We start from the raw sequence: 13,076 nt of genomic DNA on the forward strand, positions 1-13,076 counted from the left end.
AGCAATTGCTTAAGTCAAGTTGCGTTTTTATCGCCTTTTCAAATCCGCTCCGCAAGTGCAATTTGTGATCAAAGTGATTGTAATTAAGCCGCTATAGCCACTTCTTCGAGAAAGCTGGGCGAAGTGCGCGCGGTTAAGTTAAGGACGAGAAACATGCTTGGAACCGGTGACGCAGGCGTGCTGTTGCAGGAAGAGGGGCTCGACGTGCCGTTGACCGACGGCCGGACCGCCTATTTCAATTATTACTGGCTGCGGGACAATTGTCCGAGTTCCTTCGATCCTGAAACCCGCGAACGCGTGTTCGACATCTTCGCGGAGGACACGGCGCCGAAGGCCGTCTCCGCGTCGATTTCAGGTGGAGAGCTGGAAATCGCCTGGGCCGGATCGGCGCATGTCACCCGGATGCCGCTCGACCGGCTTGCCGCCTATGCGAACGGTGAAAAGCGGGCGGATGTCGCCAATCTGCCGCGCGCGCCCTGGCTTGCGGATCACTATCCGAAAATGGCGCGTTTTGCCCATCAGGATCTCATCGCCGATCAGGCCTGCGTGCGCGACTGGAGCCGGGCCATGCTCGTCGACGGGATCGCCCTGCTCACCGGACTGCCCGACACGGACGATGCGCTGAAAGACACAGCCGGTCTGATCGGTCATGTGCGGCCGAGCTATTTCGGACAGGATTTCGAGGTCAAGACCCACATCAAGCCGACCAATCTGGCGTTCACGTCCAAGGCGCTGCCGCTGCATACGGACCTGCCGGACGAGGACCTTGCGCCCGGTGTCCAGTTTCTCCATTGCCGGGCGAATTCGGTCGAAGGCGGCAACTCGCTGTTTGTCGACGGGCTGGCGGTGGCCGCGGATTTCCGTGAACGGCACCCGGAAGACTTCGAACTGCTGGTCTCGGTCGATGTGCCTTACTACTGCGAGCATGACACGTTCGACATGCGGGCGCGCCAGCATGTCATCGAACTGGATGAATACGGCAACATCTCCGGCGTCACGATCAGCCAGCATCATGCGGATATCTTCGACATGCCGCAGCAGGACCTGAACCGGTTTTACCCGGCCTTCTGCCGTTTCGGACGCATGATGCGCGATGAAAAATACATGATGCGCTTCCGTCTGAATGCGGGTGAGTGTATCGTTTTCGACAATCACCGCATCGTGCACGGCAGGGCGGCCTATTCGGCCACCAGCGGCGACCGGCATCTGCGGGGCTGTTACATCGACCGGGGCGAGATGCGCTCCACCTACCGGGTGCTGGCCGGAGAAGGACGGTTCAAATGAGTATTGTCACCGATGTCGCGTTCGGCGCCCCGGAGCGGCAGTCCGAGCAGGCCCTCAGGCAGGATCTCGCGGCGGCGTTCCGGATCGCGGTCCGGATGGGCTGGCACGAATCCGTCGGCAATCATTTCAGCGCGGCGGTTTCCGACGACGGTGCGACGTTCCTGATGAACCCGAAATGGCGGCATTTTTCGGATGTGAAGGCCAGCGACCTGTTGCTGCTCGACGCCCATGACGATCAGGTGATGGCAGGCGCGGATGCGCCGGACCCCTCCGCCTGGTGCATCCACGGCACGGTTCACCGCATGAACCCGGCCGCAAAGGTCCTGTTTCATTGCCATCCCCCCAACGCGACCGTGCTGGCGACCCTCCAGGACCCATCGATGAAGCCGATCGATCTCAACACGGCGCGGTTCTTCGGCAAGGTCGCGGTCGATCCCGGTTTCGGCGGCATGGCCGACGAGGCGGAGGAAGGCCACCGCATCGCCGTGACGCTCGGCGACAAGCCGGTGCTGATCATGGGCAATCACGGTGTCTCTGTCGCCGCGCAGACCATCCCGGAGGCCTTCGAGCATCTCTATTTCTTCGAACGCGCCGCCGAAACCCTGCTGAAAGCCTATGCCTCGGGCCAGCCCCTGGCCGTCATGTCCGACAATCTGGCCGCCAAGACGGCTGCCGAATGGGAGCCCTATGCCGGGATGGGCTATGCCCATTTCGAGTACTGGAAGCGGGAGCTGGACCGCACGGAGCCGGACTACAAGACCTGATCGTGATCGCCGGCTGTGCCGGTCCCTGCCGATGATCAGGCCCAACGCCCTCGTCCTGTTGCCTTTGCTCAGTTTCATCTGGCTTGCCTGCGGCGTGCTCGTGGCCGGGAGCCTCTATCCGGACTACAGCCATCTTTCCCGGTTCATGAGCGCCCTCGGCGCGACGGGCACGGTCCACGGCGCCACCGTGAACCTGGCCGTATTTGCGGTGGCCGAACTCTGGATCCTGGTGTTCGTGGCACTGGCCCTGCGCGCGGTCGGCAGAGATGGCCCGGCGATCGCGGGACTGGCCCTCGTCGGGCTCTACGCGGTCCTGCTTTTGACGGCGGCCTATTTTCCGTGTGATTTCGAGTGCCGTCCCGAGCTGCCCTCAAGGTCGCATCTCATTCATGTCAGCGCCGGTTTTCTCGCCTATGTTGCCGCCCTGGCCGGTCTGTTCCTGGTCACGCTCCGCCTCAACAGGCGGGGCATCGCAAACCTGCCCCGAAGCGCCGGTGCCGGGCTGGTTCTGAGCGGAGCGGTGCTGCTGGCCGGAACCGTTCAGAGCCAGGAGTTCGCCGGATTGTTTCAGCGATTGCTGGAAACGCTGATCTATCTCTGGCTGACGATGGTGGGCGTCGCCCTGGCGCGCATGCAGGCAAGGGCCGGCATTTCGTGAGGCCCGGCCCCGCCGGACCATATGTGGCGCAACCCTGGCACGGGCCGGCAAAGCCGGTGTGAAGCGTGGCAAACGCATGCAAACCACGTATTCTTCACGGTAGTAGTCTGCTAATACCCGCTTGTTCCCTTCGCCTGCTAGCCTTTGTGCCATCGCTGTTTTGCTGTGGGAGGAAAAAGCATGAGTGCGAAGAAGATCCTAATGATCACCGGGGATTTCACCGAAGATTACGAGACCATGGTGCCGTTCCAGACGCTGCTTGCAATGGGCCATTCGGTCGACGCGGTGTGCCCGGGCAAGAAGGCCGGCGAGAGCGTCGCCACCTGCATCCACGATTTCGAGGGCGACCAGACCTACAGTGAAAAACGGGGTCACAACTTCACCTTGAACGCGACCTTCGCGGACATCGATGCCACGTCCTACGACGCCCTGGTGATCCCGGGCGGCCGGGCGCCGGAGTATCTGAGGCTCGATGCCGATGTTCTGGCCGCCGTCAAACATTTCATGGAGGCGGGCAAGCCGGTTGCCGCCGTCTGTCATGGCGCGCAGATCCTGACCGCCGCAAGGGTGATCGAGGGCAGGACCGTCTCGGCCTATCCCGCCTGCCGCCCGGAAGTGGAAATGGCCGGCGCGACCTACGCCGACATCGCCATCGACAGCGCCGTCACGGACGGCAACCTGGTCACCGCGCCTGCCTGGCCGGCCCATCCCGCATGGCTGTCCCAGTTCAACTCGGTCTTGTCCGCGGATGCGACGAGAGCCGCAGCCTGAGCAGAACCTGCTTCCGAACCTTCCGGGCCGCCTTCCCACTAAAGGCGCCGGATGGCTACGGCTCCCGCCCCAGGCTGTTCGCAGTCCTTGGGCGGGCCTTTTCAGGGGCCGGGAAAGGCAATAAGCTTCAGTGCCCCCAGACCGGATAAAGCCATGTGCAAACTCTTCATCGACGCCGACCCGAACCTTTGGGAAAGCAGCACCAGATCCCTGCGCATCGACGGCATGGTGACGTCCGTGCGGCTGGAGGCCTTCTTCTGGAAAGTGCTGGAAGAGATCGGCGCGCGCGATGGCATGAACGTCGCGCAACTGATCACCCGACTGCATCACGAAAGCATCGATGCCGGCCACGATCTCGGCAATTTCACCAGTTTCCTGCGGGTATGCTGCGGCCGTTATCTCGCGCTGCAACTGTCCGGCGACGTGCCGACGGACACGAGGCTGCCGATTTCCGGACTGGATGCGGACGGCATTCTGGAAGCGGAGACCGGCCGGGTCCACTGACGGAGAAGCCCGCGGCGGACACCTGACGGGCGGCTGCCGGCCGTCAGGCGGCGATTTCGCCGATGATGTCCGTTTCCTGCTGGCGGAGCGCCCGCCGCATTCCCTGGGCAATCGCGACCGGCGCCGTGTCGGCGGGGATGGCGAACAGCCCCAGCCTGCCGGCTGCCTTGCCCAGCTTCACCGAAGAGGTCAGCCAGACCAGCAGGGGAGCGGCCACGAGCGGCAGGGACACGGGCATCAGCCAGTAGAACAGCTCCGGCACGTGGACGCTGGAAAACAGCGCTGCTGCGGCCCCCGTGACACTCATCCACCATGTGGCCGAGAGCGCCGCGCCAAAGGGCAGGGAGCCGTCGTCCCGGTCGGCGGCGGGCCAGCCGCTGTCGGCACCGGTCAGCACCTGGGCCACCGACCGGCAGTGAAACATCATCAGGATCGGCGCGAGGATCGAGGTCAGCAGGATTTCCAGGAAGAAACTGACGACGAGCCTCGGCGCGCCGCCGAAATCGCCGGCCTTGCCGCCGGCAAGCGCGCGGGCGACCAGCAGCAGTTTCGGCAGGATCAGCAGGGCGACCAGGCCGAACAGCAGCGCCAGCGCCGTCACCGTCTGCGGATATGGAAACACCGGGAAAAGCGAGCGGCCGTCGAAGTAGACCGGTTGCGCGGCGACAAGCGGGGCCGCAAGGCTGGCGGCCAGGAACAGGAACCAGATCGGCGAGGCGAGATAGGCGAAAATGCCCTGGAGGATCGAGATCCGGCTCCAGAAACGGAACCGCGGCGCGGCCAGGATACGGCTGTGCTGCAGGTTGCCCTGGCACCAGCGCCGGTCGCGCTTGGCGTAATCGACCATGTTGGCGGGCGCCTCCTCATAGGACCCGGTCAGGTCCGGATCGAGACGCACCTTCCAGCCGTCGCGCGCCAGTAGAGCTGCCTCGACCGTGTCGTGGCTGAGGATGTGGCCGCCGAAAGGTGGCGCGCCGGTGAGGGGCGCCATGCCGCAGGCCGATGCGAAGGCCTGTGTGCGGATGAGGGCGTTGTGACCCCAGAACGTCCCCTCGTCGCCCTGGAGCGTGGCAAGCCCCCGCGCGAAATAGGGGCCGTAGAGTCCGGTGGCGAATTGAAGCAGCCTGCCGAACAGGGTGTCGAGGCCGATGATCCGAGGCAGGGATTGCAACAGCCCGAGGCGCGGATCCGCCTCCATGCGCTGCACCATTTCAAGGATGGTGTCGCCATCCATCAGGCTGTCGGCGTCAAGAACGAGCATGTAGTCATAGGCGCCTCCCGACGTTTGCAGGAAGTCCGCGATGTTGCCGGCCTTGCGTCCGGTGTTCTGTTGTCGCCGCCGGTAAAACAGATGCCCGCCCGCGCGCAGCCTGGCCACAAGCCTTTCATGGGCGCGCAGCTCGTCTTGCGCGACGTCGGACCGTGTCGTGTCTGAAAGGACGAAGAAGTCGAAGCGGTCGCGGGCAGCCAGGGCGCCGACCGAGCGCATGATCGCTTCCAGCCGGGCGAAGACCGGAGCCGTCGCCTCGTTGTAGATCGGCATCAGGATCGCCGTGCGCCCGTCGGGGCAGGCGGCGGCGCGCGGCGGCGGATCCAACCGGAACAGGATGCCGAACAGGGCGATGCATCCGCCCCAGGCGAGCCAGAAGGCGGCAACTGCCATCAGGGCGATCCGGATGACGTCGAGCCAGTCGAACCCGTCGGCCTGGACGACCGTGGCGAACATGTAGGACGCCGCGGCGGTGAAAGCGCTCGCCACCACAAGCATGGCCAGCCGCCGGCCAATGGCCATTGAGGCGGCGGGCGCGCCCGGTTCCATATCAGCGGCTCCTTGCGATAACGGCGGCCCGTTTCAACCGGGGGCGGGCGCTCGGCAGGAGGCGCCGCCACCTGCGCAGAAGCGGTGCCAGCCGGATGCTCATCGGCGGGTTCAGGTCGTGCAGAGGCATGTCGAGACCGTGCGCCGGGGGCGGCACCAGCAGGGTGCGGATCAGGCTGGCCCGCTGCTGCGCATCGCCGAGACCGGCGACCAGGTCCCGCGCGCTCAAGTCTCCGCCCTGATCGGTTCGTGCTTCGGCCAGGGTTTCCAGAAGGACCGCGTCGGACAGGTCGGGCCTGTTCAGGACCGAGCGGATTTCCTCGAAAACGCAATCCGCCCGGTGAGGGCCGGGCAGTCGGGCATTGCCGGACGAGTTCATGTGCATCGTCATGAGTTGCCACTCCATTGATACAGCCAGGTTTCCGTGATGTCGGAGCCGTCCAGTTGCAGCGCGAGAATCAGCTCGACGGAGCGATCCGGGGCTTCGCGCTCAATGTCGAGTATCGCCCGCCAGGTGCCGCCTTCGAGGCGCTGAATGTGCTTGTGCCTGACGGAGCCGTTGCGGACGGACAGCCGGGGTTCGACGGGATCATCCGCTCCGAGCCCGGACATCGTGTCCCCTGCGAATTCGACCACGAATTTCCTGAGGTCGGGGTCGGGATCTGACGCCGCCGCGCCGCCGTGACCGGTGCCGGTGGCAATCACCCGCGCCAGTTCGGTGCCCGGTTCCGGGTCCTGGCCCCAGATCATGCGGTAGGCGAAACGGTGTTCCGAACCGGCCACCGCACCGGCTTCGGGAACCCAGAAGGCGACGATGTTGTCGTGAATTTCCTTGTCGGCCGGAATTTCGGCAAGCATCACTTGGCCGCTGCCCCAGTCGTTGACGGGCTCGATCCAGAGCGAGGGACGGCGCTGGTACTTGGCTTCGGTGTCCTGATAGTGGTCAAAGCCGCGGTCCCGCTGCAAAAGGCCGAACCCGGCGGGACTCTCCTCCCTGAAGAAGGACAGCGCGAGGCTGCCGGGATTGCGCAGCGGACGCCAGAGGCGCTGGCCGTCACCGCGCAGGATCATCAGGCCGTCATTGTCGTGGACTTCCGGCCGGTAGTCGTCGAACCCGAGCCGGTCGTTTTCTCCGAACAGGAACATGGAGGTCAGGGGCGCGATGCCCAGACGCTCCACATCACTGCGCAGGAAAATGCGCGCGTCCACTTCCACCACGGTGTTGACGCCGGGCTTTATGGTGAACTGATAGGCTCCGGTGACGCTCTCGCTGTCGAGCTCCGCGTAAAGGCGCATTTCACGCGCGCCTTTGGCGGGCCGTTCCAGGTAAAATCGCGTGAAGCGCGGAAACTCCTCCGGTCCCCCGACAGCGGTGTCGACGGCAAGGCCACGCGCGGACAGGCCGTAGACATTGCCCTTTCCGAGCGCGCGAAAATAACTTGCGCCGAGGAACACGATCAGCTCGTCGAAGAACTCCGGTGTGTTGAGCGGATGATGAAGCCGGAAACCGGCAATGCCCGGCAGTGCGAAATCCCGGAACCTGTCCGCATCGAGGGGGGCGCCATAGTCGAAATCCGCGCCGGTGAACGCCAATGGCCGGGCTTTGCCATCGACGATTTCGTAAAGGTCCACCGTCTCATTGTAGAGCCAGCCCGGATGGAAGGCGTGGAGCCGGTAGCTGCCTTCGCTGTCCTTCCAGACTGCGCGGTCGGGCGAGAACCGGATCGCCCGGTGCTGATCGTAGTCAAGCCCGGACAGCAGTTCCGGCAGGTCGGGTGTCACCTGGGCATGAGCCGTGCCGGCCTTTTCCTTCATCCGGAGGACAAGGGTTTCGAAGTCGAAATCCGAGCTTTCAGTGGAAGGAAGGGCTGATGGTGCGGGCGCGGCGTCGTCGCCGGCGGCATAGCCTGGAATCGCCCTGCTGGAGAGCACACCGGCCCACAGGGCCGTTGCTGACAAGAACATACGCCGATTGATCAAGACGATTAGCCACCTTGTTGAATTTAAAGTGATCTTTTTGGGTCACTCCTTGAATGAGCACGCGCAGTGCAGCAATTTTAAGGAGAAATGCGGACCAAATGACGGCATTTCTGTGCATTGCAGCACGACACGCGTGATCGCTTGTCAATCAAACGCGGGAATGTGCGATTGGTTGCGTTGCTCAGGTCAATTGCGGGTGTTGGGGAGCGGCGCCGTCAGAGCAGCCCGGCGACGTGATCGCCAATGGCAAGGGCCGAGGTCAAACCGGGGGATTCCATGCCGTAGAGCGCAACCAGCCCGGTGTGGCCGTGTGCCCGGGGACCGTCGATCCTGAAATCGGCCGCCGGTTCACCGGGTCCGGTGATCTTGGGGCGGAAACCGCAATAATCCGCGATCAGGGACTTGTCCGGCAGACCGGGCCAGTAGCTGCGGATGGCGGCATAGAACCTGTCGCCGCGCGCCGGATCGACTTCGTAGTCGATCTCTTCGACCCACTCCACATCCGGGCCGAAACGGGCCTGGTGCTGAAGATCCAGGGTGATGTGAACACCCGATCCGCCGGGTTCCGGCACCGGATAGACCAGTGTGGAAAACGGTGCCTTGCCCTGAAGCTTGAAATAATTGCCCTTGGCCAGATAGGCTTTCGGCGCTTGCGCGCCTGCAACATCCTGCATCAGGCCGGGTGCTCCGTGCCCGGCGGAAACGATCAGCTCCCGGCAGGTCAGGGAATAGGTCCCGGCGTCGCCGGTGTCGACCTCAAGACGGTAGCCGCCCTCACACGGTTTGATCCGGCTGACGCGGGTGTTGAGCACGACCTGACCGCCCTTGTCCTCCAGGCCGCCCTGCAAGGCAAGCATGAAGCCGTGACTGTCGATAATGCCGGTCGACGGGGACCAGAGCGCGCCGCAACAGTCGAGTTCCGGCTCGATCTCCCGCAGCTTGTTGCGATCGTAGAAGACCAGATCGTCCAGACCGGTGTCGGTGGCCTGCCTGTGGAGGCGCTCCAGCTCCGGCAACTGGGCTTCGTCGGCGGCCACGATCAGCTTGCCGATCCGCTCATGGGCGATGCCGTTGTCGGCGCAGAACCGATAGAGCTGGTTCTTGCCCGGGAGGCACAGCGCTGCCTTCAGGCTGCCGGGCGGATAATAGATGCCGGCATGGATGACTTCCGAATTGCGGGCGCTGGTTTCCGATCCGATCAGGCCGTGCCGCTCGAGCACCATGACCTCGCGCCCCGATAGCGCCAGGGCGCGGGCACAGGCCAGGCCGACGACACCGGCGCCGATTACGATGGTTTCGATGTCAGGCATGCGTCAGCTCTTTCCGGAAATTCTGCTGAAGTGGCGGGTGTTGAACAGACTTTCGGCCTGGAGAGATCATCGGTTCAGCCAAGTTACGGCTTCGCCGTTTACCCCCATCCCTAACCCTTCCCCACAAGGGGGAAGGGGACAAGGCCGCGGACATGGTTTGGCACAAGTGACCGCCAGATGCTCTTGAGCCTGCAATTTCGGCCTGGGCGATGAAGCGCATGGTCCCCCTCCCCCTTGTGGGGAGGGGGTAGGGGTGGGGGATCCCATGTCCCGAACCGGACTGGCGCCGCTTCAGCCCCACCACTTTTCCGGATCGAACGACCCGGCGGCGTCCTCGATCACCTGGCCGACCTGGAACAGGGTGCTTTCGTCGAAAGGCTTGCCGATCAGCTGCAGGCCGAGCGGCAGTCCGTCCTTGTCGAGGCCGGCGGGCACGGAAATGCCCGGCAGGCCGGCCATGTTCACGGTGACGGTGAAAATGTCGTTGAGATACATTTTCACCGGATCGGAATGCAGGTCCTGGTCGGCAACGCCGAAGGCGGCCGAGGGCGTTGCCGGTGTCAGGATCGCGTCGACGCCGTTCTGCCAGGCCAGATCGAAATCGCGCTTGATCAGGGTGCGCACCTTCTGGGCCTTCAGGTAATAGGCGTCGTAATAGCCGGCGGACAGCACGTAGGTGCCGATCAGGATGCGGCGCTTGACCTCCTCGCCGAAGCCGGCGGCGCGGGTGTTCTCGTACATCTCGGCGATGTCCTTGCCCGGCACGCGCAGGCCGTAGCGGACACCGTCATAGCGGGCAAGATTCGAGGAGGCTTCCGCCGGGGCGACGATGTAATAGGCGGGCAGGGCGTATTTCGTGTGCGGCATGGCGATGTCGACGATCTCCGCGCCCGCATCCTTCAGCCATTGAATGCCCTTCTGCCACAGGTCCTCGATTTCACCGGACATGCCGTCCATGCGGTATTCCGCCGGAATGCCGATCTTCAGGCCCTTCACGGATTTGCCGATGGCGGCCTCGTAATCCGGGACCTCGATGTCCACCGAGGTGGTGTCCTTGGGATCGACAGAGGCCATGGATTTCAGGAGGATGGCACTGTCACGCACGGTGTGCGCGATCGGTCCGGCCTGGTCGAGGGAGGAAGCGAAGGCAACAACGCCCCAGCGCGAGCAGCGGCCATAGGTCGGCTTGATGCCGACGGTGCCGGTGAAGGCGGCCGGCTGGCGGATGGAACCGCCGGTGTCGGTCGCTGTGGCCCCCATGCACATGCGGGCCGCAACCGCAGTAGCGGATCCTCCGGAAGATCCGCCGGGAACGAGATCCTGGTTGGAGCCCTGCTTGCGCCAGGGGTTGATCACCGGGCCGTAATAGGAGGTTTCGTTGGAGGAGCCCATGGCGAACTCGTCCATGTTCAGCTTGCCGAGCATGACGGCGCCGTCCGCCCACAGGTTGGATGTCACGGTGGATTCGTAAGGCGGTTTGAAGCCGTCGAGAATATGGCTGCAGGCCTGGGTATGCACGTCTTTGGTGGCGAACAGGTCCTTGATGCCCAGCGGAATGCCTTCCAGCGCCCCGCCATCGCCCTTTGCGAGCTTCACGTCGGAGGCTTTCGCCATGTCGCGGGCCTTGTCGGCGGTCACGGTCACATAGGCATTGAGAGAAGCGTTGGCCGCTTCGATGTTGCCGATGAAGGCGTCGGTGAGTTCCAGGGACGTGTAGTCCTTGTTCTTCAGGCCGTCGCGGGCCTCGGCAATGGCGAGTTTGGTGAGATCGGTCATGATTTTGGTCTCTCAGACGGCCGTGAGCGGCCGTGTGTAAAAAACGGAATAGGGATTTTCGGGATAGTCGAGCACCGGGCCGCATTCCTTGAAACCGGCCTGCTCATAGAGCCGCCGAGCGGCGTCGTAGTTGTGACCGGTTTCCAGCACCAGGCGTGCAAGGCCTTCGCTGGCGGCCAGTTCGCTTACGTGCTCAAGGATTCGGCGGGCCAGCCCAAGGCCTCTGAATTGCGGGCGGGAATAGAAGCGCTTGAGTTCGCCGATGCCATCCGCGTGCCGATGCAGCGCGCCGCACGCCGCAGCCCGCCCGTCCACACGGGCGACGAAAACCGTCGTCTCCGGCCCGTCCATGTCTTCAGCGCTCATGCTGTAGTTGGCCTCGTCCGGCGTCAAAGAGCCAAGCGTGACGTTCAGCTCGCCGATCATGGCGCGCATGTCCTCCGACAGGGGCGTTTCAACGGTTATGCTTGTTGAACTGGAAGCGGTCATCCCGGCGGCGTCCGATTATTCGACGACCTTCGGAACCATGAAGAAATGGTCTTCGGAAACGGGCGCGTTCTGGACGATGTCGTCGGCCTTGCCGCCGTCGGTGACGCCGTCGGCGCGTTTCTTCATGGTCTGCTCGACCACCGAAGTCAGCGGCTCGACACCTGTGATGTCGACTTCATCGAGTTGCTCGACAAAACCGAGAATGGTGTTCAGCTCGCCGGTCATGCGAATGGCGTCGTCGTCGCTCACCTTGATCCGTGCGAGGTGGGCAACACGTTTTACCGTTTCGGTATCAACAGACATGAGGTCCTCACTTTTTGGGGCGTGCGGCCGGCTGCCGCGCGGAATTTGTCCCTGTGTGCAGCGGTGCGCGCCGAAAGGCAAGTTTCCGGAGTTGTGCCGGACCGGAATCAGGATTATTACGGTACCAACTGTAACCGAAACGGGACTTGCTTCGATGTCACAGGCAGCAGCCGGGCCTGCCGGCCGTCCGCTGGATTTGCGGGTGAGCGACGCCCTGAGGGAGGCGACACTCGCTGTCCTGTCCCAAAACGGCTACGAGAGAACCACCGTTGCAGCGATCGCGGCGCACGCACGGACCAGCAAGCAGGCGGTCTACAGGCGCTTCCAGAACAAGGAAGAGCTGGTCGCGGCGTCCGTCGCACATGCCCTCCTTGATGCCCCCCCCGGCCCGCCGCAGCGGGGCAGTGTGGCGGAAGACCTGAGACAGTGCCTTGCCGGCATGGTCGGCGCCCTTCAGGAGACCTCGCTGGGTGGGGCGCTGCGTGCCCTGATGCCCCAAAGGGAAAAGACGGCAATTGCCGCCGTGCTGGATGAGGCGGAGGAAGGCCGCCGTCTCCTCATGCGGCAGATCTTCATTGCGACACCTTTCGAGGCGGACATGGAGACCCGGATCGACCTCCTGCTCGGCCTGGTCACATTCCGGCTGATCGTCCGCGGTGTCCGGATCACGGACGAGGACATCGCAACGGCCATCTACCTGGTGCTTGGTCTCGTCGCGCCGCGCGATCCGGAGGGGCATCAAGGCCTTCCGGGCATGTAATCCCGAGTCCGATCACGTTTCGCTCTCCCGCCGTTATCGGCGACGTGATCAAGGGTGATTGGCCATCCGGGGCGTCAGGCGACATTTTTCATTGCAAGCGGTGCGCCCCTGCACCGGCCTTGATTGCCAGCTCGTAACTCCGGGAGAGAAAAAGTCATGCCGCTCTACACGTCCAGGTCCGTTCTTTTGGGGCTTGCCGCCCTGTTTTCCGCCACCGCGTTCACGGCGTCCGCAGATGAAATCACCACATTCACCAAAGGCGGTGCCGCGATTGGCGGAACCGATCCGGTAGCCTATTTCACCGAAGGCAAACCGGTCGCCGGCTCCGACGCCTACACGTTCGATTACGACGAGGTGACCTGGAAATTCTCTTCGGCGGAAAACCGGGATACGTTCGCGGCCGACCCGGCCAAATATGCGCCGCAATATGGCGGGTTCTGTGCCTTTGGCGCCGCCATGGGCTTCAAGGTTCCGGTTGTTCCGGAGGCCTGGTCCATTGTCGACGGCAAGCTCTACCTGAACAATTCCCTCAAGGTTCAGGACCGGTTCGAGCAGGACGTGCCCGGCCACATCGAAAACGCAACCCTGAACTGGGAAATCATCCGGGAGAAAAAGCCGGAAGACCTGAAAGAGCCGATCATCCGAGATTGAGATCTCG

At 63.6% G+C, this 13,076-nt stretch carries 14 protein-coding genes; 7 read left to right on the forward strand and 7 right to left on the reverse strand.

What is annotated here, in order from left to right; translation table 11 throughout:
• Positions 1-153 precede the first annotated feature (153 nt).
• The 5 genes from WNZ15_RS05555 to WNZ15_RS05575 all read left to right on the forward strand — a co-directional run bounded on the left by WNZ15_RS05555 (position 154) and on the right by WNZ15_RS05575 (position 3,981).
• The gene (locus WNZ15_RS05555; protein WP_342891962.1) at positions 154-1,284 is read left to right on the forward strand and encodes a TauD/TfdA family dioxygenase; all 1,131 of its coding nucleotides are present in this window, start codon (positions 154-156) and stop codon (positions 1,282-1,284) included.
• Positions 1,281-2,048 (forward strand): class II aldolase/adducin family protein, encoded by a 768-nt coding sequence (locus tag WNZ15_RS05560; protein WP_342891963.1) that lies wholly within the window; start codon positions 1,281-1,283, stop codon positions 2,046-2,048. Before WNZ15_RS05555 ends, WNZ15_RS05560 begins: the two co-directional genes overlap by 4 nt.
• A 31-nt stretch (positions 2,049-2,079) precedes the next feature.
• A complete protein-coding gene (locus tag WNZ15_RS05565; protein WP_342891964.1) occupies positions 2,080-2,706 on the forward strand; it encodes a DUF998 domain-containing protein in 627 nt (208 codons plus the stop codon).
• A gap of 180 nt (positions 2,707-2,886) precedes the next feature.
• Positions 2,887-3,477: a DJ-1/PfpI family protein gene (locus WNZ15_RS05570; protein ID WP_342891965.1), complete on the forward strand. Its 591-nt coding sequence runs from the start codon at positions 2,887-2,889 to the stop codon at positions 3,475-3,477.
• 153 nt (positions 3,478-3,630) lie between these two features.
• Entirely contained in the window at positions 3,631-3,981 is a 351-nt protein-coding gene (locus WNZ15_RS05575) for a ribbon-helix-helix domain-containing protein (RefSeq protein WP_342891966.1), read from the forward strand.
• Positions 3,982-4,024: 43 nt separating this feature from the next.
• On the opposite strand, the gene mdoH is transcribed toward WNZ15_RS05575, so the two are convergent.
• The 7 genes from mdoH to gatC all read right to left on the reverse strand — a co-directional run bounded on the left by mdoH (position 4,025) and on the right by gatC (position 11,658).
• Positions 4,025-5,800, reverse strand: a complete 1,776-nt coding sequence (gene mdoH, locus WNZ15_RS05580; protein ID WP_342891967.1) for a glucans biosynthesis glucosyltransferase MdoH — start codon at positions 5,798-5,800, stop codon at positions 4,025-4,027.
• A 1-nt stretch (position 5,801) separates the two neighbouring features.
• A complete protein-coding gene (locus tag WNZ15_RS05585) occupies positions 5,802-6,191 on the reverse strand; it encodes a hypothetical protein (protein ID WP_342891968.1) in 390 nt (129 codons plus the stop codon).
• Positions 6,188-7,759 (reverse strand): glucan biosynthesis protein, encoded by a 1,572-nt coding sequence (locus tag WNZ15_RS05590; protein ID WP_342891969.1) that lies wholly within the window; start codon positions 7,757-7,759, stop codon positions 6,188-6,190. Before WNZ15_RS05590 ends, WNZ15_RS05585 begins: the two co-directional genes overlap by 4 nt.
• Positions 7,760-7,995: 236 nt before the next feature.
• A complete protein-coding gene (locus WNZ15_RS05595) occupies positions 7,996-9,090 on the reverse strand; it encodes an NAD(P)/FAD-dependent oxidoreductase (protein ID WP_342891970.1) in 1,095 nt (364 codons plus the stop codon).
• Between the two features lie 291 nt (positions 9,091-9,381).
• Positions 9,382-10,866 (reverse strand): Asp-tRNA(Asn)/Glu-tRNA(Gln) amidotransferase subunit GatA, encoded by a 1,485-nt coding sequence (gatA, locus tag WNZ15_RS05600; protein ID WP_342891971.1) that lies wholly within the window; start codon positions 10,864-10,866, stop codon positions 9,382-9,384.
• Between the two features lie 12 nt (positions 10,867-10,878).
• Entirely contained in the window at positions 10,879-11,355 is a 477-nt protein-coding gene (locus WNZ15_RS05605) for a GNAT family N-acetyltransferase (protein WP_342891972.1), read from the reverse strand.
• A gap of 15 nt (positions 11,356-11,370) precedes the next feature.
• On the reverse strand, positions 11,371-11,658 hold the full coding sequence (gatC, locus tag WNZ15_RS05610; RefSeq protein WP_342891973.1) for an Asp-tRNA(Asn)/Glu-tRNA(Gln) amidotransferase subunit GatC: 288 nt from the start codon (positions 11,656-11,658) through the stop codon (positions 11,371-11,373).
• Between the two features lie 154 nt (positions 11,659-11,812).
• On the opposite strand from gatC, the gene WNZ15_RS05615 reads away from it, so the two are divergent.
• Both WNZ15_RS05615 and WNZ15_RS05620 read left to right on the forward strand, forming a co-directional pair.
• Complete coding sequence (locus WNZ15_RS05615; protein WP_342891974.1) at positions 11,813-12,418, forward strand: TetR/AcrR family transcriptional regulator; 606 nt, start codon at positions 11,813-11,815, stop codon at positions 12,416-12,418.
• 156 nt (positions 12,419-12,574) lie between these two features.
• The gene (locus WNZ15_RS05620; RefSeq protein WP_342891975.1) at positions 12,575-13,069 is read left to right on the forward strand and encodes a YHS domain-containing (seleno)protein; all 495 of its coding nucleotides are present in this window, start codon (positions 12,575-12,577) and stop codon (positions 13,067-13,069) included.
• The last annotated feature ends 7 nt before the right edge of the window (positions 13,070-13,076 follow it).

The sequence above is a fragment of the Roseibium sp. AS2 genome, from assembly GCF_038900065.1.
Taxonomy (GTDB): Bacteria; Pseudomonadota; Alphaproteobacteria; order Rhizobiales; family Stappiaceae; genus Roseibium.

Excerpts from the sequence above, each read along its gene's own strand:
- WNZ15_RS05615 (WP_342891974.1), top strand. The coding sequence starts at position 11,813 with ATGTCACAGGCAGCAGCCGGGCCTGCCGGCCGTCCGCTGGATTTGCGG.
- WNZ15_RS05605 (WP_342891972.1), bottom strand. The coding sequence starts at position 11,355 with ATGACCGCTTCCAGTTCAACAAGCATAACCGTTGAAACGCCCCTGTCG.
- WNZ15_RS05565 (WP_342891964.1), top strand. The coding sequence starts at position 2,080 with ATGATCAGGCCCAACGCCCTCGTCCTGTTGCCTTTGCTCAGTTTCATC.
- WNZ15_RS05620 (WP_342891975.1), top strand. The coding sequence starts at position 12,575 with ATGCCGCTCTACACGTCCAGGTCCGTTCTTTTGGGGCTTGCCGCCCTG.
- WNZ15_RS05575 (WP_342891966.1), top strand. The coding sequence starts at position 3,631 with ATGTGCAAACTCTTCATCGACGCCGACCCGAACCTTTGGGAAAGCAGC.
- gatA (WP_342891971.1), bottom strand. The coding sequence starts at position 10,866 with ATGACCGATCTCACCAAACTCGCCATTGCCGAGGCCCGCGACGGCCTG.
- WNZ15_RS05560 (WP_342891963.1), top strand. The coding sequence starts at position 1,281 with ATGAGTATTGTCACCGATGTCGCGTTCGGCGCCCCGGAGCGGCAGTCC.
- WNZ15_RS05585 (WP_342891968.1), bottom strand. The coding sequence starts at position 6,191 with ATGACGATGCACATGAACTCGTCCGGCAATGCCCGACTGCCCGGCCCT.
- WNZ15_RS05595 (WP_342891970.1), bottom strand. The coding sequence starts at position 9,090 with ATGCCTGACATCGAAACCATCGTAATCGGCGCCGGTGTCGTCGGCCTG.
- mdoH (WP_342891967.1), bottom strand. The coding sequence starts at position 5,800 with ATGGAACCGGGCGCGCCCGCCGCCTCAATGGCCATTGGCCGGCGGCTG.
- WNZ15_RS05555 (WP_342891962.1), top strand. The coding sequence starts at position 154 with ATGCTTGGAACCGGTGACGCAGGCGTGCTGTTGCAGGAAGAGGGGCTC.
- WNZ15_RS05570 (WP_342891965.1), top strand. The coding sequence starts at position 2,887 with ATGAGTGCGAAGAAGATCCTAATGATCACCGGGGATTTCACCGAAGAT.
- gatC (WP_342891973.1), bottom strand. The coding sequence starts at position 11,658 with ATGTCTGTTGATACCGAAACGGTAAAACGTGTTGCCCACCTCGCACGG.